The sequence below is a fragment of the Microbispora sp. H10836 genome (assembly GCF_012999525.1).
Classification (GTDB): domain Bacteria; phylum Actinomycetota; class Actinomycetes; order Streptosporangiales; family Streptosporangiaceae; genus Microbispora.
Genome location: NZ_JABBWU010000015.1, coordinates 171,356 through 191,823, shown reverse-complemented (window position 1 = coordinate 191,823; position 20,468 = coordinate 171,356). Strand labels below are relative to the sequence as shown.

Genomic DNA, 20,468 nt, shown 5'->3' with positions numbered 1-20,468 from the left:
CGGTGTGACCGGACCGTAATCGGCCGCCTCCTTGACGAGGGGTCGTGTTAACGCTCACAGTCTTCCCAAGCACTTGAGAGGAGCGCCAGTGGGACCCAATGTCGACCGCCGTCCGCCAGTCATGGCCGATGTGGCCAGGCTGGCCGGGGTGTCGCACCAGACGGTCTCGCGGGTGCTCAACGACCATCCGAACGTCCGCGCCGAGACCCGCACCCGGGTCATGCGGGCCATCGACCAGCTCGGTTACCGCCGCAACCTCGTCGCCCGGGCACTGGTCACCAAGCACTCGCGCACGCTGGGCGTGGTCAGCTTCGACACGACGCTGTACGGCCCGGCGAGCACGGTATACGGAATCGAGCAGGCCGCGAGAGACGCGGGCTACTTCGTCAGCATCGTGAGCCTGCGAACCATCGACAGGGCCGGCGTGAACGACGCGATCGGCTACCTCGCCGAGCAGGGGGTGGACGGCATCGTCGTCGTCGCTCCGCAGCGTTCGGCGGCCCGGGCGCTCGACGACCTGCCGGCGGGCATGCCCGCCGTGGCCGTCGAGGGCTGGCATCAGGGCGACGTCTCCGTGGTCAGCGTCGACCAGGTGGAGGGCGCCAGACTGGCGACCTCGCACCTGCTCGAGCTCGGGCACGAGACCGTCTGGCATGTCAGCGGCCCGGCGGACTGGCTGGAGGCCGAGGGCCGGATCGAGGGCTGGCGCGCGGTACTGACCGCCGCGGGGCGGCCCATCCCCGGCACGCTGACCGGTGACTGGAGCCCGCGATCGGGTTACCAGGCCGGCAAGCAGCTCGCCGCCATGGCCGGCGACGTCACCGCGGTGTTCGTCGCCAACGACCAGATGGCGCTCGGCCTCCTGCGCGCGTTCACGGAGGAGGGGGTGAAAGTCCCCGAACAGATAAGCATCGTGGGCTTCGACGACATCCCTGAGTCGGAGTTCTTCTCCCCGCCGCTCACCACCATCAGACAGGACTTCGGGGCCGTCGGCAGGCGCAGCATCGACGTGCTGCTCAGGCAGATCGAGTCGGGCGAGCCGCTCCCCCATGAGCGTCTCGTCGTGCCTCCCCAGTTCGTGTTCAGGGGAAGCACGGCCGCGCGCTAGCCGTACGGAGACAACGAATAATCAGCGCTGCGCCACTTAGGTGTTAGCGCTATCAGAAATGAAAGGATCCCAGAGTGTTGAAGAGGATCTCGGCACTGATCCTGGCCGGCGCCACGGCCCTGACGATGGCCGGTTGCAGCAGCGGCGACGACGGCTCGACGTCGGCGGGCGGCTCGTCCGGAGGCGACGACAAGCTCGTCATGGGCTTCGCCCAGGTCGGCGCGGAGAGTGGCTGGCGTACCGCCAACACCAAGGACATCCAGGAGTCGGCCAAGACCGCCGGCGTCGAGCTGAAGTTCTCCGACGCTCAGCAGAAGCAGGAGAACCAGATCAAGGCCATCCGCTCCTACATCCAGCAGAAGGTCGACGTGATCGCCTTCTCGCCGGTGGTGGAGTCGGGCTGGGACACCGTCCTCAAGGAGGCGCAGAACGCGAAGATCCCGGTCATCCTCACCGACCGGGCCGTGGACTCCAAGGACACCAGCCTGTACAAGACCTTCCTCGGCTCGGACTTCGTCGAGGAGGGGAAGAAGGCCGGCCAGTGGCTGGTGGACCAGTACAAGGACAGCAAGGACGACGTGAACATCGTCCAGCTGGAGGGCACCACCGGCTCCGCGCCCGCCAACGACCGCAAGTCCGGTTTCCAGGAGATCATCTCCGCCGATCCGAAGTTCAAGATCATCGCTTCGCAGAGCGGCGACTTCACCCGCGCCAAGGGCAAGGAGGTCATGGAGGCCTTCCTCAAGTCCAACCCCGACATCGACGTGCTGTACGCGCACAACGACGACATGGGCCTCGGCGCCATCGAGGCGATCGAGGGTGCGGGCAAGGTGCCTGGCAAGGACATCAAGATCATCACGGTCGACGCGGTCCACGACGGCATGCAGGCCCTCGCCGACGGCAAGATCAACTACATCGTCGAGTGCTCCCCGCTGCTCGGCACCCAGCTCATGGACCTCGCCAAGAAGGTCGTCAAGGGTGAGCAGGTGCCCCAGCGGGTGGTGACCGAGGAGACCACCTTCACCCAGGAGCAGGCCAAGGAGGCCCTGCCCAACCGCAAGTACTGATCGGGTTCCGGGCCGTCCCCACGCGGGGGCGGCCCTTCCCACGAGGACGAGTCACGAGAACGAGCGATCCGGAGGGGCGCGCCGTCGATCTGGACTGAGGGGTGCGCGGGTGCGAGGCGACCAAGCGCGACGAGGAGGCGTTTCATCGCGCGCCTCCGGCACGACCCAGGCGGATGTGAGCGCCCCGATGGTGAGCGGGAAATACAGAGGAGAGAGGGGCGCCGCATGGCCGCACCCGCGCCGATCCTGCGGATGAGCGGGATCGGCAAGCAGTTCCCCGGCGTGAAGGCACTGGACGGCGTCGACTTCCGGCTGCTGCCGGGCGAGGTCCACGCCCTGATGGGGGAGAACGGCGCCGGTAAGTCGACCCTGATCAAGGTGCTGACCGGCGTGTACGACATCGACGCCGGCGAGATCGAGTTGGAGGGCAGGCGCGTCGTCTTCCACAGCCCGCTCGCCGCCCAGCAGGCGGGCATCAGCACCGTCTACCAGGAGGTCAACCTCTGCACCAACCTGTCGGTGGCGGAGAACATCTTCATCGGCCGCGAGCCGCGCCGTTTCGGCCGGATCCAGTGGCAGAAGATGCGCCGCCGGGCGGCGGAGATCCTCGCCCGCCTCGAACTCGACCTCGACGTGTCGGCCCCTCTGTCGTCGTACTCGCTGGCGATCCAGCAGATGGTGGCGATCGCACGCGCGGTGGACATCGACGCGAAGGTGCTCATCCTCGACGAGCCGACCTCCAGCCTCGACGCCGGGGAGGTCGCCCAGCTCTTCCGGGTGATGCGCCGCCTCAAGGAGGAGGGCATCGCGATCCTGTTCGTCTCGCACTTCCTCGACCAGGTCTACGAGATCTCCGACCGGATGACGGTCCTGCGCAACGGCAAGCTCGTGGGGGAGTACCTCACGAGCGAGCTGAGCCAGGTCGAGCTGGTCGGCAAAATGATCGGCCGTGAGCTGGCCGACCTGGAGAAGCTGGAGGGCCGCCCGCCGGCCCGCGAGGCCGCGCCGTTGGTGGAGGCCGTCGAGCTGGGCCGCTCCGGGGCGATCGAGCCGTTCACGCTCACCATCCACGAGGGCGAGGTCGTCGGCCTGGCCGGGCTGCTCGGCTCGGGCCGTACGGAGGTCGCCCGGCTGCTGTTCGGGGCCGACCACGCGGGCACGGGCACGTTGCAGATCGGCGGTGAGCAGGTCAGCTTGCGCACGCCCCGAGCCGCGGTCTCCCGGAAGCTGGCCTTCTGCTCGGAGAACCGGCGGGCCGAGGGGCTCGTCCCCGACCTCACCGTCCGCGAGAACCTCATCCTCGCCCTGCAGGCCGCGCGCGGCTGGACCCGGCCGATCCCGCGGCGCAAGCAGGACGAGTTGGTCGACAAGTACATCGCCGCGCTGAACATCCGCCCGGCCAACCCCGACCAGCTCATCAGGAATCTCAGCGGCGGCAACCAGCAGAAGGTGCTGCTGGCCCGCTGGCTCATCCTGGAGCCCCGCCTGCTCATCCTCGACGAGCCGACCCGCGGCATCGACGTCGGCGCCAAGGCCGAGATCCAGCGCCTGGTCGCCGAGCTCTCCGACGGCGGGATGGCCGTGCTGTTCATCTCCGCCGAACTGGAGGAGGTGCTGCGGCTCAGCCACAAGGTCGGCGTGCTGCGCGACCGCAAGCTGGTCGCCCAGATCGACAACGACGAACGCCTGACCACCGACAGCCTGACGGAGACGATCGCGAGCGGAGCTCGGTCATGAGAGGGTTCCTCAAACATCGCCTGTTCTGGCCCCTGGTGATCCTGGTCGCGCTGCTGGCGCTGAACCTGTTCTTCACCGACAACTTCTTCAAGGTCCAGATGAAGGAGGGGCACCTCTACGGCAGCCTGATCGACATCGTCCGGTTCGGCGCTCCTCTGATCCTGGTGTCGCTCGGCATGACGCTCGTCATCGCCACCAGCGGCATCGACCTGTCGGTCGGTTCCGTCGTGGCGATCGCCGGCGCCCTGGCCTGCCTGCGCATCAGCGACCTGTCGGACCAGAACTCGGTGTCCGGCGTGCTCGGGGCCGTGGGCCTCGCGCTCGTGCTGTCGGTGGTCCTCGGCGCGTGGAACGGCTTCCTCGTCGCGGGCATCGGGATCCAGCCGATCATCGCGACGCTGATCCTGATGGTCGCCGGGCGCGGTCTGGCGCAGCTCATCACCGACGGCCAGATCACTACGGTGAACAGCTCGCCGTACAAGCTGATCGGCGGTGGTTACTGGCTGACGCTGCCGTTCGGCATCATCATCGTGGCGGTGGTCCTCGCCCTCACCGCGTTCCTCACCCGGCGGCTGGCGCTGGGCCTGCTGATCGAGTCCGTCGGCGGCAACGCCGAGGCGAGCCGGCTGGCCGGCATCAGCGCCCGCGGCGTGCTGATCACGGTCTACGCTTTCTGCGGGCTGTGCGCCGGCATCGCGGGCCTGATGATCAGCTCGAACGTCTCCAGCGCCGACGGCAACAACGCCGGCCTGTGGATCGAGCTGGACGCCATCCTCGCCGTCGTCATCGGAGGCACCTCGCTGGCCGGCGGCCGGTTCTCCCTGAGCGGCACCGTGCTGGGCGCCCTCATCATTCAGACGCTGACCACCACGATCTACTCGATCGGCGTTCCGCCGGAGACCACGTTGCTGTTCAAGGCGCTCGTGGTGACCGTGGTCTGCCTGATCCAGTCCCCGGCCTTCCGCGCGAAGGTCTTCCAACGCCGCATGCGCCCGGTCGAGGCGCGCCCGGCGACCGAAGAGAAGGTGAGGGTCTCGGCGTGACGAGCATCACCGGCCTGCCGGGCCTGCATCGCACGGTCCCGCAGAAGTACATCCCGGTCCTGGTGACCGCGGGCCTGTTCGTGGCGATGTTCGTGGCGGGAGGCATCCGCTACGAGAACTTCGCCACCGGGCAGATCATCCTCAACGTCTTCATCGACAACGCCTTCCTGCTGGTGGTCGCGGTCGGGATGACGTTCGTCATTCTCACCGGCGGCATCGACCTGTCGGTCGGGTCCGTCGTCGCGCTCTCCACCATGATCGCGGCGAGTCTGCTGAAGGACGGCTGGCCGGCGTTGGGGGTCATCGTCCTGGTGCTGGTGATCGGCGCGGTGCTGGGCCTGGGCATGGGCGCGATCATTCACTACTTCGAGATCCAGCCGTTCATCGTCACGCTGGCCGGGATGTTCCTCGCGCGCGGCCTGTGCTACACGATCAGCACCGACTCGATCCCGATCGAGAACGAGACGTTCACCGCGATCGCCCAGACGCGGATCGGCCTCGGCGGCGACCTGTCGGTCTCCCCGAGCGCGCTGATCGCCGTCGTGGTCGTGCTGATCGCGGCGTTCGTGCTGCACTACACCCGGCTCGGCCGCAACGTCTACGCGACCGGCGGCAGCGAGCAGTCAGCGCTCCTGATGGGCCTTTCGGTGGCCCGCACGAAGATCTCCGTCTACACGATCAGCGGCTTCTGCTCCGCCCTCGGCGGCCTGCTGTTCGCCTTCTACTCCCTGTCGGGCTACGGGCTCGGCGCCGTCGGCATGGAACTGGACGCGATCGCGGCGGTCGTCATCGGTGGCACGCTCCTCACCGGCGGCAGCGGCTATCTGCTCGGCACCGTGCTCGGCGTGCTCGTGCTCGGCCTGATCCAGACGATCATCAGTTTCGAGGGCACGCTGAGCTCGTGGTGGACCAAGATCTTCATCGGGGTGCTGCTGTTCGCCTTCATCCTGCTGCAACGGCTGTTCTTGGGTGGCTCACGCCGTTGAGCACCGCGACACACCGACGATGCATCTATAGATTTGGCAAAGATGCAGGTCACATCAGTGCACTTTGGGCCGATTTGGTAGGTTCTGTGAACCCACTCCCTCCAATGGCAGCAGCCGCACCCAGCTCTGCCGCGCCCTCACTAACAAGGAGAAGCACATGAGATTGGCACGTATCGGGGGCGTGGTGTCCGCCATCGCGGTCGCCCTGACCATGACGGCCTGCGGCTCCAGCCAGAAGACGGTGGACGCCGAGGCCTCGGCGTCCACGGCCGCCGGCAACGCCGGCGCCCTGATCGGCGTCACCATGCCGACGAAGTCGTCCGAGCGCTGGATTCACGACGGCGACAACGTCAAGCAGCAGCTCGAGAAGCTGGGCTACCAGGTCGACCTCCAGTACGCGGAGAACGACATCCCGACCCAGGCGAACCAGATCGAGAACCAGATCACCAAGGGCGCCAAGCTCCTGATCATCGCCTCGATCGACGGCACCGCGATCACCTCGCAGCTGCAGCAGGCCGCGGACAACAAGATCCCGGTGATCGCCTACGACCGGCTCATCCGCAACAGCCCGAACGTCGACTACTACGCCACCTTCGACAACTTCAAGGTCGGCGTGCAGCAGGCGACGTCGCTGCTGAAGGGCCTCGGCGTCGAGGACGGCAAGAAGGGGCCGTTCAACGTCGAGCTGTTCGGCGGCTCGCCGGACGACAACAACGCGACCTTCTTCTGGAACGGCGCCATGTCGGTGCTGCAGCCGAAGATCGACGACGGCACGCTGGTGATCAAGAGCGGCCAGACGGACTTCAAGCAGGCCGCCATCCTCCGGTGGGACCCCGCCACCGCGCAGAAGCGCATGGAGGACATCGTCACCAAGACCTACACCGGCGACACCAAGATCGACGGCGTGCTCTCCCCGTACGACGGGCTGTCCATCGGCATCCTGTCGGCGCTGAAGAGCTCCGGCTACGGCAAGCCGTACCCGATCGTCACCGGCCAGGACGCCGAGCTTCAGTCGGTCAAGTCGATCATCGCCGACGAGCAGTACTCCACCATCTTCAAGGACACCCGCAACCTCGCTGAGCAGACCGTGAAGATGGCCGACGCGGTGCTGAAGGGCGAGAAGCCCGAGGTGAACAACGAGAAGGACTACAACAACGGCGTCAAGGTCGTCCCGTCGTACCTGCTGGACCCGGTGATCGTCGACAAGGGCAACTACAAGGACGTCCTCGTCGGCAGCAACTACTACACCGAGGACCAGCTCAAGTAGGGGATCCGGGCCCGGGGAGGCGTCTCCCCGGGCCCTCCCTGAGCGAGGGGCATATGACCGAGCACATCTTGCGGATGAGCGGGATCACCAAGACGTTCCCGGGAGTGAAGGCGCTGCAGGACGTCAACCTGTCCGTGCGGCGGGGCGAGATCCACGCGATCTGCGGCGAGAACGGCGCGGGCAAGTCGACGCTGATGAAGGTGCTGTCCGGGGTCTACCCGCACGGCGAGTACGAAGGTGAGATCACCTTCGAGGGCAGGCGCTGCGAGTTCGGCGGCATCCGCGACAGCGAGCACGCGGGCATCGTCATCATCCACCAGGAGCTGGCGCTCAGCCCGCAGCTGTCGATCGCCGAGAACATCTTCCTGGGCAACGAGCGCGCCAAACGCGGCGTGATCGACTGGAACCGCACCAACTACGAGGCCGGCGAGCTGACGAAGCGGGTCGGCCTGCGCGAGAATCCGACGACGCTCATCTCCGACATCGGCGTGGGCAAGCAGCAGCTCGTGGAGATCGCCAAGGCGCTGTCGAAGGAGGTCAAGCTCCTCATCCTCGACGAGCCGACCGCGGCGCTCAACGACGACGATTCGGCGCACCTGCTCGACCTGCTGCGCGGGCTCAGGGACGAGGGCATCACCTGCGTGATCATCTCGCACAAGCTCAACGAGGTGATCGCCATCGCCGACGCCGTCACGATCATCCGTGACGGCCGCACGATCGAGACGCTCGACATGGCCGGCGACGACGTGACCGAGGACCGCATCATCTCCGGCATGGTCGGCCGCGCTCTCGACAACCGCTTCCCGGCACGGGAGCCGGCGATCGGCGAGGAGGCGTTCCGGATCGAGGACTGGACGGTCTACAGCCCCAGCCAGCCCGGCAGGAAGGTGGTCGACGGGGCCTCTCTCAGGCTGCGCCGCGGGGAGATCGTGGGGCTCGCGGGGCTGATGGGCGCCGGACGCACCGAACTGGCGATGAGCGTGTTCGGGCGGACGTATGGGACGCACATCTCCGGCCGGATCTTCAAGGACGGCAAGCCGATCGAGATCCGCACCGTCCAGGACGCGATCAAGCACGGCATCGCCTACGCCACCGAGGACCGCAAGAGGTACGGCCTCAACCTCATCGAGGACATCAAGCGGAACGTCAGCGCCGCCGGGCTCAGGGGCCTGTCCCGGCGCGGGTGGGTCAACGAGAACGAGGAATTCCGCGTCGCCGAGCAGTTCCGCAAAAGCATGAACATCAAGGCGCCCGGCGTGAACAGCGTCGTCGGCAAGCTGAGCGGCGGCAACCAGCAGAAGGTCGTGCTCTCCAAGTGGATCCTGACCGAGCCGGACGTGCTCATCCTCGACGAGCCCACGAGGGGCATCGACGTCGGTGCGAAGTACGAGATCTACACGATCATCAACCGCCTGGCCGACCAGGGCAAGGCCGTACTGGTGATCTCTTCTGAGCTGCCTGAGCTGCTTGGCTTGTGCGACCGCATCTACACCCTCTCCGAGGGGCGCGTCACCGGGGAAGTGCCGCGCGGGGAAGCCACGCAGGAACGCCTCATGTATCTCATGACCAAGGGACAGGAGTAGCTCGAATGAGCAGCATCACGCCCGCCGACGTACAGGTCGGCGCCATGGGCGACGGGGGATCGCCACGGCAGCCGGGACGGGTGTCGCTCGGCGGACTGTCGATCAACCTGCGCTCGAGCGGTATCTACATCGCCTTCGCGCTGATCATTGTGCTGTTTTCGGTGCTGACCGACGGCGCGTTGCTCCAGCCGCAGAACATCTCCAACATCATCGTCCAGAACTCCTACGTCCTGATCCTCGCGATCGGGATGATCCTGGTCATCATCGCCGGGCACATCGACCTGTCGGTCGGCTCGGTGGTCGCGGTCACCGGAGCGCTGGCCGCCGTGCTCATGGTGAACATGGGCATGCCCTGGCCGCTGGCCCTGCTGGTCACGATCATCGCCGGTGGGGTGATCGGGGCCTGGCAGGGATACTGGATCGCGTACTTCGGCATCCCCGCGTTCATCGTGACTCTGGCTGGCATGCTGCTGTTCCGGGCGCTGACCCTGACCGTGCTGGGCAACCAGGGCATCGGCCCGTTCCCCGACCAGGTCCGCACGCTGGCGAACGGCTTCACCGACGGCTACCTCGGCAACGTCGGCCTCGGTCCGCTCGGCGGCGCGGACCTGTTCAGCCTGTTGATCGGCCTGATCGCGATCGCCGGCATGGTCGTGGCGCAGTGGCGTACGCGCAATGCCCGGAAGGGCTACGGCCAGACGGTCGAGCCCGTTGCGCTGTTCACGCTGAAGATGGCCGCCGGAGCCGCGCTGATCCTCTTCGTCGTGGTGCAGCTCGCCCGCTTCAAGAACCTGCCATGGGTGCTGGTGCTGCTGGCCGTGCTCGTGCTGGCGTATTCGCTGATGGCCAACCGCACGGTGTTCGGCCGGCAGATCTACGCGATCGGCGGCAACCTGCAGGCGGCCGTGATGTCCGGTGTGAAGGTCAAGTCCGTCGTCTTCTGGATCTTCGTCAACATGGGCGTGCTCTCGGCCATCGCCGGCGTCATCTTCGCCGGCCGGCTCAACCAGGCGGGTCCCACGGCGGGCAACAGCTTCGAGCTGGACGCGATCGCGGCGGCCTTCATCGGCGGCGCGGCCGTGCAGGGCGGCGTGGGCAAGGTCGTGGGCGCCATCACCGGTGGTCTGATCATGGCGGTCATCAACAACGGCATGTCCCTGATCGGCTCGCCCAGTGAGCGGGTCATGCTCGTCAAGGGCGCCGTCCTGCTCGCCGCCGTGGCGTTCGACGTGTGGACCAAGCGCAGGGCAGGTGCCTCACGCTGATCGAATAAGTCGCCGACAGGAAACCTATCGAGGGCAGGATCGACGCCGGGAGCACCGCTCCGCAGCACGCAGGTCGTCATCGAATCGAGGTGCTGGTGAGATCAGCGCGGGACCCACCGCGACGAGCGCCTGCTCCTGAGAGCCGGCTTGGTGGTGAGGCCGAGGCCCCTGGACATGATCCGGATGCCCCACAGTCCCTGGAGTTCAATGTGAACGCTAACAACAACCGCTATGTCATCGGCGTCGACTACGGCACGCTGTCCGGGCGTGCGGTCGTGGTGCGGGTGAGCGACGGCGAGGAGGTGGGCGGCGCCGTCCACGAGTACGCCCACCGTGTGATCGAGGACGCGCTGCCGGGCTCCGGCGTCCGGCTCGGCCCCGACTGGGCCCTGCAGTCGCCGGCCGACTGGATCGACGTGCTTCGGCACGCCGTGCCGAAGGCGCTGGCCGCCGCCCAGGTCCCGGCCGAGCAGGTGATCGGCATCGGCACGGACTTCACGGCCTGCACGATCCTGCCCGCCACCGCCGACGGCCACCCGTTGTGCGAGGAGCTCCCCGAACGGCCGCACGCCTGGCCGAAGCTCTGGAAGCACCACGCGGCGCAGCCCCACGCCGACCGCATCAACGCGCTGGCCGCCGAGCGCGGCGAGCCGTGGCTGCCGCGGTACGGCGGCAAGATCTCCTCCGAGTGGGCCTTCGCCAAGGGCCTGCAGCTGCTGGAGGAGGACCCGGAGCTGTACGACCGGGCCGACCGCTGGATCGAGGCGGCCGACTGGATCATCTGGCAGCTCACCGGGGTGGAGACCCGCAACGTCTGCACCGCCGGGTACAAGGCCATCCACCAGGACGGCGGCTATCCGTCCGAGGACTTCCTGGCCGCGCTCAATCCCGCCTTCTCCGGTTTCACCCGCAAGCTCGGCCAGGGTCTCGCTCCGCTCGGCGGCCTCGCCGGTCAGCTGACCGCGCGGGCCGCCGAGTGGACGGGGCTGCCCGAGGGCATCGCGGTCGCGGTCGGCAACGTCGACGCACACGTCACCGCCGCGGCGGCCGACGCCGTGCGGCCGGGCCAGATGGTCGCCATCATGGGCACCTCGACCTGCCACGTCATGTGCTCCGACCAGCTCGCCGAGGTCCCCGGCATGTGCGGCGTCGTGCGCGACGGCATCGTCCCCGGGCTGTGGGGCTACGAGGCGGGCCAGTCCGCCGTCGGCGACATCTTCGCCTGGTACGTGGACAACTGCGTGCCCGCGTCGTACGCCGAGAGGGCGGCGGAGGCGGGAGTCGGCCTGCACGAGTACCTGACCTCCCTCGCCGCCGAGCAGAAGGTCGGCCGGCATGGGCTGGTCGCGCTCGACTGGCACGGCGGCAACCGCTCGGTCCTGGTCGACCACACCCTGTCCGGCGTCATCGTCGGGCAGACGCTCGCCACCCGCCCGGAGGACGTCTACCGCGCGCTCATCGAGGCCACCGCGTTCGGCGCCCGGACGATCGTGGAGACGTTCGAGGCGTCGGGGGTGCCGGTCGAGGAGTTCGTGGTCGCCGGCGGCCTGCTCAAGAACCACTTCCTCATGCAGACGTACGCCGACGTGCTGCGCCGCCCGCTGTCGGTGATCGGCTCCGACCAGGGGCCGGCCCTCGGCTCGGCGATCCACGCCGCCGTCGCGGCGGGCGCCTACCCCGACATCACGGCCGCCGCGGCGGCGATGGGCAAGCGCGACGCCGCCGCCTACGTGCCCGACGCCGGGCGGGCCGACGCCTACGACCGGCTGTACGCCGAATATCGCAGGCTGCACGACCACTTCGCGGACGGCGGCATGCTCCACCGGCTCCGCGCGATCAGGAACGAGGCCAGTGCATGATCGATGAACTTCGCGAAACCGTTTGCAGACTCCACGCCGAGCTGGTCCGGTACGGCCTGGTGGCGTGGACGGCGGGCAACGTCTCTGGCCGGGTGCCCGGCGAGGACCTGTTCGTCATCAAGCCCAGCGGCGTGTCGTACGACGACCTGACCCCCGAGTCGATCGTGGTCTGCGACCTCGACGGCAACCTCGTCGAGGGCGACCTGGCCCCCTCCAGCGACACGGCCGCGCACGCCTACGTCTACCGGCACATGCCGGAGGTGAACGGCGTGGTGCACACCCATTCCACGTACGCCTCGGCGTGGGCGGCCCGCGGTGAGGCGATCCCGTGCGTGCTCACCGCGATGGCCGACGAGTTCGGCGGCGAGATCCCCGTCGGGCCGTTCGCGCTCATCGGGGGCGACGACATCGGCAAGGGGATCGTGGCGACCCTGACCGGGCACCGCTCCCCGGCCGTGCTCATGCAGAACCACGGCGTGTTCACGATCGGGGACTCGCCGAAGGCGGCGGTGAAGGCCGCCGTGATGTGCGAGGACGTGGCCCGCACCGTGCACATCTCCCGCCAGCTCGGCCGGCCGCTGCCCATCGCGCAGGCCGACGTCGACAGCTTGTACGACCGCTACCAGAACGTCTATGGACAGAGGAGTCACCTGTGAGGCTATGGTTTCTGACCGGCAGCCAGGGCCTGTACGGCGAGGAGACGCTGCGGCAGGTGGCCGAGCAGTCCCAGCGCATCGCCGAGCAGCTGGGCGAGGCGCTGCCGTTCGAGCTCGAGTGGCGGCCCGTGCTCACCGACGCGGCGGCCATCCGCCGCGTGTGCCTGGAGGCCAACGGTGACGACGACTGCATCGGCCTGATCGCGTGGATGCACACGTTCTCCCCGGCCAAGATGTGGATCGCCGGGCTTGACGCGCTGCGCAAGCCGCTGGTGCACCTGCACACGCAGGCCAACGTGGAGCTGCCGTGGAGCTCCATCGACATGGACTTCATGAACCTCAACCAGGCCGCCCACGGCGACCGCGAGTTCGGCTACATCCAGACGCGCCTCGGCGTGCCGCGCAAGACCGTCGCCGGGCACGTGAGCGACCCGTCGGTGGCGGGGCGCATCGCCACCTGGGCGCGGGCGGCGGCGGGCCGGGCGGAGGTCGGCTCGCTGCGCCTGGCCAGGTTCGGCGACAACATGCGGGACGTCGCCGTGACCGAGGGCGACAAGGTCGAGGCGCAGCTGCGGTTCGGGGTGTCGGTGAACACCTACGGGGTCAACGAGCTGGTCGAGGCCGTGGACGCCGCCGCTGACGCGGACGTGTCCGCCCTCGTGAAGGAGTACGAGGACCTCTACCGGATGGCGCCCGAGCTGCGCGCGGGCGGAGAGCGGCACGAGTCGCTGCGTTACGCGGCCCGCATCGAGCTGGGCCTGCGGCACTTCCTGGAGGGCGGGGGCTTCAAGGCGTTCACCACGAACTTCGAGGACCTGGGCGGGCTGCGCCAGCTCCCCGGCCTGGCCGTGCAGCGGCTGATGGCCGACGGCTACGGCTTCGGCGGCGAGGGCGACTGGAAGACCTCGGTGCTGCTGCGCACGCTCAAGGTCATGTCGGCGGGCCTGCCCGGCGGCACCTCCTTCATGGAGGACTACACCTACCACCTCACGCCGGGCGAGGAGCTCATCCTCGGCGCGCACATGCTGGAGGTCTGCCCGACGATCGCGGCCGACACCCCCGCGTGCGAGATCCACCCGCTGAGCATCGGCGGGCGGGAGGACCCGGTGCGGCTGGTGTTCGACGCCGCCCCCGGCCCCGCCGTGGTGGTCGGCCTGTCCGACATGGGCGAGCGGTTCCGCCTGGTGGCCAACGCGATCGACGTGGTCGCGCCGCCCGAGCCGCTGCCCGCCCTGCCGGTCGCCCGGGCCGTGTGGCGCCCCCGGCCCGACCTGCGCACCTCCGCCGAGTCGTGGATCACGGCCGGCGCCCCGCACCACACCGTGCTCTCCTCGGCGATCGGGTCCGAGGAGCTGACCGACTTCGCCGACATGCTCGGCGTCGAGTTGCTCGTCATCGACGAGGCGACCACCTCCCGCCAGTTCGTCAAGGAACTGCGGTGGAACCAGGCCTACTATCGGCTCGCGCAAGGATTTTGATGCTCAGCAGGTTCGTGATGGGCGGCCTGGCCGCCCTCACGCTCGGAGCCGGGGCGCTCGTCCCGTCCGCCGCCTCGGCGGCCGACGAGGGCCTCGCGCTCTGGTACAAGCTCGACGAGACCTCCGGCACGGTGGCGGCCGACTCCTCCGGCAACGGCAGGAACGGCACGCTGAACGGTGACGCGAGCTGGGGCGACGGCCTCCGGCTCGGCGGCACGAACGGCTACGTCAAGATGCCCGACAACCTCATGCGCGGCATGACCTCGATCACGGTCGCGCTCGACGTCTGGATCGACCCCACGCAGGCCACGCCGTACTTCGTCTACGGCTTCGGCAACTCGAGCGGGTCCAGCGGCAACGGCTACCTGTTCACCACCGGCGACACCTTCCGTACGTCGATCGCGTCGGGCAACTGGTCGACCGAGCAGAACGCCAACGCCGGCGTCAACCTGCCGCGCGGCGGCTGGCAGCACATCGCGTACACGCTCGGCGGCGGCGTCGGCGTGCTGTACCAGAACGGCGACGAGGTGGCGCGCAACACCGCCGTCACGCTCACCCCCGGTTCGATCGGCGGCGGCACGACCACCGCCGACTACATCGGCCGATCGCTCTACTCCGGCGACAAGTACCTCAAGGGCAGGGTCAAGGACTTCCGCGTCTACGGCCGGGCCCTCGGCGCGTCCGAGATCGCCCAGCTCGCGGCACCGGTCAACGCCGAGATCGTCAAGCAGGACGCCGCGGCGCTCGACCTCGGCGACACCGGCGCGGTCCGGTCCGACCTGACGCTGCCGGCGAAGGGCGCGTCCGGCTCCACGATCACCTGGGCCTCCGGCGATCCGGCGGTCGTCAGCGCGACCGGCGCCGTCACCCGGCCGCCGGCGGGCGCGCAGGACGCCCACGTCACGCTCACCGCCACGCTCACCAAGGGCACGGCGACGGAGACGAAGACGTTCGACGTCACCGTCGAGGCGATCTACACCGACAAGCGGGCCGTCGATACCGACGCCGGCAAACTCGTCGTGCACAACATCGACGACGTCCGCGGCAACCTGACGCTGCCGACCGAGGGCGAGAACGGCACCACCATCACCTGGCGGTCCACCAAGCCGGACACGCTCGACGAGACCGGCGAGGTGAACCGTCCCGCGCCGGGCGCCAAGGCCGTGAAGGTGAACCTCAAGGCGACGATCTCGCGCGGCAGGCACCAGGCCGTGCGGATCTTCAAGCCCGAGGTGCCCGCGCTGCCCGCCAAGGAGCCGTACAAGGGCTACCTGTTCGCCTACTTCACCGGTGAGGGCTACTCGGACGGCGAACAGATCTACAACGCGCTGAGCAAGGGCGACGACCCGCTGCACTGGCAGGAGCTCAACGGCGGCCGGCCGGTCGTCACCTCCGACGTCGGTGAGAAGGGCCTGCGCGACCCGTTCGTCATCCGCTCGCCCGAGGGCGACCGGTTCTACCTGATCGCCACCGACCTCAAGATCTACGGCAACGGCGACTGGGACCGCGCGCAACGCCGCGGCAGCCGCTCGATCATGGTGGCCGAGTCGACCGACCTGGTGCACTGGACGAACCAGCGGCTCGTCCAGGTCTCCCCGCCCGAGGCCGGCAACACCTGGGCGCCGGAGGCGTACTACGACAAGACCCTCGGGGCGTACGTCGTGTTCTGGGCGTCCAAGCTGTACGGCAACCCGCAGCACACGGGGGACACCTACAACAAGATGGTGTACGCGACGACCCGCGACTTCCACACCTTCTCCGAACCGAAGATCTGGAAGGACCCGGGCTACTCGGTCATCGACTCGACGGTGATCGAGCACAACGGGACCTACTACCGCTTCACCAAGGACGAGCGGAACAACAGCTCCTCCAGCCCGTGCAGCAAGTACATCATCGAGGAGAAGTCCACCTCGCTGACCAGCACGAACTGGGACTTCCTGAAGGAGTGCATCGGCTCCGGCGCGCTGTCGCGCGGCGAGGGGCCGACGATCTTCAAGTCCAACAGCGAGGACAGGTGGTACCTGTTCATCGACGAGTACGGCGGCCGCGGCTACGTGCCGTTCGAGTCGACCGACCTCGAGAAGGGCGACTGGACCGTCCCGGCCGACTACCAGCTGCCGAGCCGTCCGCGTCACGGCACGGTGCTGGGCGTCACGCAGGCCGAGTACGACCGGCTGCTCAGCGCCCTCGGCTGATCTGGGCTCTCGGCTGATCTGGGCTCTCGGCTGATCCGGGCCCTCGGCTGATCCGGTCCCGCTGATCACACGGGCCCTTCCCCGCGGGGGAAGGGCCCGTTTTCCGCGCGTCAGGCCGCCGGCCGGGACAGCGATCGGGAGGCGAGGGCGGCCCGGGCCGCCGCGAGCGCGCTGTTGACCGAGACCTCGGCCAGCAGGCCCGGTGCGGCCACCTGGTCGCCGGCCAGCCAGACGCCGTCGCCGCGCTCGACCGCCGGGCGGTCGCGCCACGAGGCGCCGGGCAGGTCGAGGGCGCCGGTGCGGCCGGCGGCGACCGACTCGCGGCGCCAGGTGACCCGGTCGCGCCAGCCCGGCAGGGCGAGGTCGGCGATCCGTTCCAGCCGTGCGAGCGCCGCCTCCTTCGCCTCACCGGGGCGCATCGGCAGCTCGAGTTGCACCAGGCTCTGCCCGTGGGGGGCGAGCGACCGGTCGGGCAGCGAGTAACGCTCCAGGAACCCGCCCTCGTCCAGATCGCTGACGAGGAACAGGTCCCGGGGGTGCGCGCGCAACCCGAGGTCGAGGAGGACTCCCCGGCCGCTCTCCCAGCGCAGCGAGTCGTCGCCCAGCAGGCCGCGGGCGGCGTCGAGCGAGGTGGCGACGATCACCTGTCCGTCCGGCAGCCGGTCCACCCTCGACCCGGTCTCGACGCGCACTCCCAGATCGCGGGCGTACGCCGCCATCCGGTCGATCATCCGTCCCCAGCCGCCGACCAGATACCGCACGGCCGGATACCGCGGGGCCGCGACGCGCAGGAGGCGCTCCCAGACGAACGCGGCCGACAGCCTGCCGGGATCGGCCTCATAGGTGACCACTCCTGTCGCCCCGGCGGCCACCCGGGCGGCCTCCTCGCCGAAGTGGCGCGTGGCCCAGGACCCGAAGTCCTCCTCCACCGGCGCCCGAAGGCCGCGCCGGGCGGCCATCCGCAGCAGTGTGGCCGGGGGCCGTCCGGTGAGCCTCCCGTCGCGGCGGAACCGTGCCCGGAGCAGGTGCCCCGGCCGGGGCAGCGCGTACGGCCGGACCAGCCTCCGTTCGTCCAGCCACCGCCACGGCAGACCGTCCGCGTAGAGGGCGTGGACGCCCTCGTTCGCGACGTACGGCGCGGCGGTGGACCGGGCGCGTCCGCCGAGGGCGTTGTGCGCCTCGTGCAGGACGACGGACGCGCCGCCCTCGGCGCAGGCGATGGCGGCGGTCAGCCCGGCGAGCCCGCCGCCCACGATCGTGATGTTTTCTCTCATGCACTCCCGGACGCGTCCGAGACCCCGAGCCGTGACATCTTCTCGGGGTTGGCGATGAGATAAACGGTGTCGACCAGTCTGTCGGTGATCACCAGCGAGACGACCGTGACGGGCCGGCCGTCCAGCCGGGCGACGATCGCGGGCCCGCCGTTGACTTCGGCGATCTCCAGGCCCATCTCCACGCCCGGGGGAGCGCCGATGGAGGCCAGGAAGCGCCGGCGGCCCTCCGGGCTCGCGATGGCGAGAAGGAACCGGGCGACCGGCACGGCCCCGGCCAGCTCCCGCAGCGGCGCCCGCGCCTTGCCGCCGCCGTCGCCGACCAGACGGACGTCCGCGGTGAGCAGCGCCGTCAGGGCCTCGACGTCCCCTTCCTCGCAGGCCGCGACGAAGCGCTCGGTGATCGTGCGCCGCTCGCGCCGGTCCACGTCGAAACGCGGCCTGCGTTCGCGCACGTGATCGCGGGCGCGCCGGGCGAGTTGCCGTACGGCGGGCTCACCCCGGCCGAGGAACCCGGCGATCTCGGCGTGAGAGAAGCCGAACGCCTCCCGCAGGACGAACACGGCCCGTTCCAGCGGGGACAGCGTCTCCAGCACGACGAGGAGGGCCAGTTCGAGGCTGTCGGCGCGTTCGGCGGGCTCCGCGGCGTCCGGCGCGGTGACGACGGGCTCGGGCAGCCAGGGCCCGACGTACGCCTCCCGCCTGGCCCGCACCCGGCGCAGCCGGTCGATGGCGAGGTTGGTGGTGACGCGCACGAGGTAGGCCTTCGGGTCGGCCACCGACGTTGCGTCCACGTCGGCCCAGCGCAGCCATGCCTCCTGGACCACGTCCTCCGCGTCCGCGGCGCTGCCGAGGATGCGGTACGCCACGCCGACGAGCAGGCTCCGGTGCGCGGTGAAGACTTCGATGGTCATGTCATGCCAGACGTATCATGCCCACCGTTGTGTGACGTCGGCTCGTCCGGTTACCACCCTCGCGCGGACTCCTATACACTGACTGCGTTGCAAGGGGCTATAGCGCAGCTGGTAGCGCACTTCCATGGCATGGAAGGGGTCTGGGGTTCGAATCCCCATAGCTCCACCACACTCGAAGGGCGGTCGATCGACCGCCCTTCTCGCGTCTCAGGGGTACGTGTCTCAGGGTACGCCGAGGAGGCGGAGGACCGCCGTGGTGGCGGCGGCGAGGACGACGACCAGGGGGAACGGCGCCTTCCGCAGCGTGAGGATCCCGGCGACGAGCACCCCGGCGAGCCGGGCCCATCCGGCGAAGCCGTGCCCCTCGGTGAGGGCCGAGGTGGCCACCAGGGCGACGAGCAGCACGGTCGCGGTGACGGACAGCAGGTGACGCAGGCGTCCCGGCAGCCGGAGCCTGTGGTGCAGCGCCGGGCCGGCCAGCCGGAACGCGTAGGTGCCGGCGGCCAGCGCGAGGATGGCGATCAGGGGCATGAGACCTCCGAACCGGTGGGGGTCCGTACGGTGAACACGAGACCGGTCAGGGCGAGCAGCACCGGCAGGCCGGCGGGCAGGAACGGCGTGGCCGCCACCGCGACGGCCGCCCCGAGTAGGGCGGCGTTCCGCACGTTCCGCTCGGCTCGCTCGGCTCGCTCGGCTCGCTCGGCTCGCTCGGCTCGCTCGGCTCGCTCGGCTCGCTCGGACCGCCCGGTGAGCGAGGGCAGGACGAGGGCCAGCAGCACCGCGGGGAAGGCCGCGTCGAGGCCCAGAGCGGCAGTGTCGCCGATGCCGCGCCCGGCCAGCGCGCCGAGCACGACGGCCGCGTTCCAGCTGACGAACAGACCGAGCCCGCAGGCCCAGAACGCCGCGTGACGCCGGCGGGGATCGCCGTCGCGCACCACGAAGGCCACCGCCTCGTCCGTCATGAGGTGGGCGCCGGCGAGACGCGTCCACCACCTGCCGCCGAGGACGTTGCCGACCGCGAAGCCGAACGGCAGCAGGCGTGCGTTCAGCACCAGACCGGCCGCGACGGCGGCGATCGGGGCGCCGCCCGAGAGCACCACGCCGACCGCGGCGAACTGGGCGCCTCCGGCGAACACCAGCAGGGACATGACGACCGGCACCCACGGAGGCAGGCCGCCGGACACGGCGATCGCGCCGAACGCGGCGCCCACCATGGCGTCGGCGAGGCAGACCAGGGCGATGTCGCGGAGGGTGCCGCGATCGAGTGTTCGCCATATCGAATGCATGTCCAGTAGAGTGAACAGAGATGATGGGGTTCGTCAAGTCGAACATTTGGAAGCGTGGAGCGAACACGTGGTTGAGAAGGCGTCCTTCGACCTGATCGCGCTGATCGCGGCGTCGATCCGCCGGGAGCGTGAACGCGCCGGTCTGTCGCTGACCGAGCTGGCGAAGCGGGCGGGCATCGCCAAGTCCACGCTCTCGCAGCTGGAGTCGGGCGCGGGCAACCCGAGCGTGGAGACCCTGTGGGCGCTCGGGGCCGCGCTCGGCGTGCCGTTCAGCCGCCTGGTGGACCCGCCGCGCACGGTCGTCCAGGTCATCAGGGCGGGGGAGGGCCCTGCCACCTACTCCGAGCAGGCCAGCTACGGGGTCACGCTGCTCGCCTCCTGCCCGCCGCACGCCCGGCGTGACCTCTACCGCATCGCGGCCGAGCCGGGCCCGCCCCACAGGTCGGACCCGCACCGGCCCGGTACGACGGAGCATCTGGTGATCGGGACCGGCCGGGCGTCGGCCGGGCCGGCGGAGGAACCGGTGGAGCTCGGGCCGGGGGACTACGTCGTCTATCCCGGAGACGCGCCGCACGTCTTCGAGGCGCTCGAACCCCGCACCACCGCGGTCATCGTCATCGAGCACATCTAGTTGACAACGATCTTTGACACATTCGCTGGCCGAAAAGCCCATTTGGCCGGGGAATGCCTTGACTTGTTGGGGTTCAGCCCCCTATCTAGAAGGAGGCAAAGACGGCTGATCATTAACGGCGG

Annotated in this window: 17 protein-coding genes and 1 tRNA gene; 14 read left to right on the top strand and 4 right to left on the bottom strand. The window is 69.3% G+C overall.

Annotation, left to right across the window (positions count from 1 at the left end):
- Positions 1 to 121 precede the first annotated feature (121 nt).
- The 12 genes from HHX30_RS26580 to HHX30_RS26525 all read left to right on the top strand — a co-directional run bounded on the left by HHX30_RS26580 (position 122) and on the right by HHX30_RS26525 (position 16,244).
- A complete protein-coding gene (locus HHX30_RS26580; RefSeq protein ID WP_169984841.1) occupies positions 122 to 1,108 on the top strand; it encodes a LacI family DNA-binding transcriptional regulator in 987 nt (328 codons plus the stop codon).
- A 74-nt stretch (positions 1,109 to 1,182) separates the two neighbouring features.
- On the top strand, positions 1,183 to 2,175 hold the full coding sequence (locus HHX30_RS26575) for an ABC transporter substrate-binding protein (protein WP_311922871.1): 993 nt from the start codon (positions 1,183 to 1,185) through the stop codon (positions 2,173 to 2,175).
- Between the two features lie 225 nt (positions 2,176 to 2,400).
- Positions 2,401 to 3,912, top strand: coding sequence for a sugar ABC transporter ATP-binding protein (locus tag HHX30_RS26570; protein ID WP_169984742.1), 1,512 nt, complete (start codon positions 2,401 to 2,403; stop codon positions 3,910 to 3,912).
- Positions 3,909 to 4,955, top strand: a complete 1,047-nt coding sequence (locus HHX30_RS26565) for an ABC transporter permease (protein WP_169984740.1) — start codon at positions 3,909 to 3,911, stop codon at positions 4,953 to 4,955. The genes HHX30_RS26570 and HHX30_RS26565 overlap by 4 nt, the downstream gene beginning before the upstream one ends.
- Positions 4,956 to 4,960: 5 nt before the next feature.
- Positions 4,961 to 5,941: a galactofuranose ABC transporter, permease protein YjfF gene (yjfF, locus tag HHX30_RS26560; RefSeq protein ID WP_396705401.1), complete on the top strand. Its 981-nt coding sequence runs from the start codon at positions 4,961 to 4,963 to the stop codon at positions 5,939 to 5,941.
- A gap of 157 nt (positions 5,942 to 6,098) precedes the next feature.
- Positions 6,099 to 7,208 carry a multiple monosaccharide ABC transporter substrate-binding protein gene (gene chvE, locus HHX30_RS26555; RefSeq protein ID WP_169984738.1) on the top strand — a complete coding sequence of 370 codons (1,110 nt, stop codon included), beginning with the start codon at positions 6,099 to 6,101 and terminating at the stop codon, positions 7,206 to 7,208.
- A 53-nt stretch (positions 7,209 to 7,261) separates the two neighbouring features.
- Positions 7,262 to 8,791: a multiple monosaccharide ABC transporter ATP-binding protein gene (gene mmsA, locus HHX30_RS26550; RefSeq protein ID WP_169984736.1), complete on the top strand. Its 1,530-nt coding sequence runs from the start codon at positions 7,262 to 7,264 to the stop codon at positions 8,789 to 8,791.
- Between the two features lie 5 nt (positions 8,792 to 8,796).
- Positions 8,797 to 10,056 (top strand): multiple monosaccharide ABC transporter permease, encoded by a 1,260-nt coding sequence (gene mmsB / locus HHX30_RS26545; protein WP_211592539.1) that lies wholly within the window; start codon positions 8,797 to 8,799, stop codon positions 10,054 to 10,056.
- A gap of 209 nt (positions 10,057 to 10,265) precedes the next feature.
- Complete coding sequence (gene araB / locus HHX30_RS26540; RefSeq protein ID WP_169984734.1) at positions 10,266 to 11,915, top strand: ribulokinase; 1,650 nt, start codon at positions 10,266 to 10,268, stop codon at positions 11,913 to 11,915.
- The gene (locus tag HHX30_RS26535; protein ID WP_169984732.1) at positions 11,912 to 12,571 is read left to right on the top strand and encodes an L-ribulose-5-phosphate 4-epimerase; all 660 of its coding nucleotides are present in this window, start codon (positions 11,912 to 11,914) and stop codon (positions 12,569 to 12,571) included. Before araB ends, HHX30_RS26535 begins: the two co-directional genes overlap by 4 nt.
- Positions 12,568 to 14,049: an L-arabinose isomerase gene (gene araA / locus HHX30_RS26530; protein ID WP_169984730.1), complete on the top strand. Its 1,482-nt coding sequence runs from the start codon at positions 12,568 to 12,570 to the stop codon at positions 14,047 to 14,049. The genes HHX30_RS26535 and araA overlap by 4 nt, the downstream gene beginning before the upstream one ends.
- Positions 14,049 to 16,244, top strand: a complete 2,196-nt coding sequence (locus tag HHX30_RS26525; RefSeq protein WP_169984728.1) for an immunoglobulin-like domain-containing protein — start codon at positions 14,049 to 14,051, stop codon at positions 16,242 to 16,244. The genes araA and HHX30_RS26525 overlap by 1 nt, the downstream gene beginning before the upstream one ends.
- 110 nt (positions 16,245 to 16,354) lie before the next feature.
- Here HHX30_RS26525 and HHX30_RS26520 read toward each other — a convergent pair whose 3' ends face one another.
- Both HHX30_RS26520 and HHX30_RS26515 read right to left on the bottom strand, forming a co-directional pair.
- Complete coding sequence (locus HHX30_RS26520; protein ID WP_169984726.1) at positions 16,355 to 17,518, bottom strand: NAD(P)/FAD-dependent oxidoreductase; 1,164 nt, start codon at positions 17,516 to 17,518, stop codon at positions 16,355 to 16,357.
- Positions 17,515 to 18,429 carry an RNA polymerase sigma-70 factor gene (locus HHX30_RS26515; RefSeq protein ID WP_169984724.1) on the bottom strand — a complete coding sequence of 305 codons (915 nt, stop codon included), beginning with the start codon at positions 18,427 to 18,429 and terminating at the stop codon, positions 17,515 to 17,517. The genes HHX30_RS26520 and HHX30_RS26515 overlap by 4 nt, the downstream gene beginning before the upstream one ends.
- Before the next feature lie 93 nt (positions 18,430 to 18,522).
- On the opposite strand from HHX30_RS26515, the gene HHX30_RS26510 reads away from it, so the two are divergent.
- A tRNA-Ala gene (locus tag HHX30_RS26510) sits at positions 18,523 to 18,598 on the top strand.
- A 53-nt stretch (positions 18,599 to 18,651) separates the two neighbouring features.
- Here HHX30_RS26510 and HHX30_RS26505 read toward each other — a convergent pair.
- Entirely contained in the window at positions 18,652 to 18,960 is a 309-nt protein-coding gene (locus HHX30_RS26505; protein WP_169984722.1) for an AzlD domain-containing protein, read from the bottom strand.
- Positions 18,951 to 19,715, bottom strand: a complete 765-nt coding sequence (locus tag HHX30_RS26500) for an AzlC family ABC transporter permease (protein WP_169984720.1) — start codon at positions 19,713 to 19,715, stop codon at positions 18,951 to 18,953. Before HHX30_RS26500 ends, HHX30_RS26505 begins: the two co-directional genes overlap by 10 nt.
- Positions 19,716 to 19,782: 67 nt before the next feature.
- Between HHX30_RS26500 and HHX30_RS26495 the strand changes: the two genes are divergently transcribed.
- Positions 19,783 to 20,346, top strand: a complete 564-nt coding sequence (locus tag HHX30_RS26495; protein ID WP_311922870.1) for a helix-turn-helix domain-containing protein — start codon at positions 19,783 to 19,785, stop codon at positions 20,344 to 20,346.
- The last annotated feature ends 122 nt before the right edge of the window (positions 20,347 to 20,468 follow it).

Coding starts and splice junctions, on each gene's coding strand:
- HHX30_RS26580 (WP_169984841.1), top strand. CDS start 122: ATGGCCGATGTGGCCAGGCTGGCCGGGGTGTCGCACCAGACGGTCTCG.
- HHX30_RS26570 (WP_169984742.1), top strand. CDS start 2,401: ATGGCCGCACCCGCGCCGATCCTGCGGATGAGCGGGATCGGCAAGCAG.
- HHX30_RS26565 (WP_169984740.1), top strand. CDS start 3,909: ATGAGAGGGTTCCTCAAACATCGCCTGTTCTGGCCCCTGGTGATCCTG.
- chvE (WP_169984738.1), top strand. CDS start 6,099: ATGAGATTGGCACGTATCGGGGGCGTGGTGTCCGCCATCGCGGTCGCC.
- mmsA (WP_169984736.1), top strand. CDS start 7,262: ATGACCGAGCACATCTTGCGGATGAGCGGGATCACCAAGACGTTCCCG.
- mmsB (WP_211592539.1), top strand. CDS start 8,797: ATGAGCAGCATCACGCCCGCCGACGTACAGGTCGGCGCCATGGGCGAC.
- HHX30_RS26535 (WP_169984732.1), top strand. CDS start 11,912: ATGATCGATGAACTTCGCGAAACCGTTTGCAGACTCCACGCCGAGCTG.
- HHX30_RS26525 (WP_169984728.1), top strand. CDS start 14,049: ATGCTCAGCAGGTTCGTGATGGGCGGCCTGGCCGCCCTCACGCTCGGA.
- HHX30_RS26520 (WP_169984726.1), bottom strand. CDS start 17,518: ATGAGAGAAAACATCACGATCGTGGGCGGCGGGCTCGCCGGGCTGACC.
- HHX30_RS26515 (WP_169984724.1), bottom strand. CDS start 18,429: ATGACCATCGAAGTCTTCACCGCGCACCGGAGCCTGCTCGTCGGCGTG.
- HHX30_RS26505 (WP_169984722.1), bottom strand. CDS start 18,960: ATGCCCCTGATCGCCATCCTCGCGCTGGCCGCCGGCACCTACGCGTTC.
- HHX30_RS26500 (WP_169984720.1), bottom strand. CDS start 19,715: ATGCATTCGATATGGCGAACACTCGATCGCGGCACCCTCCGCGACATC.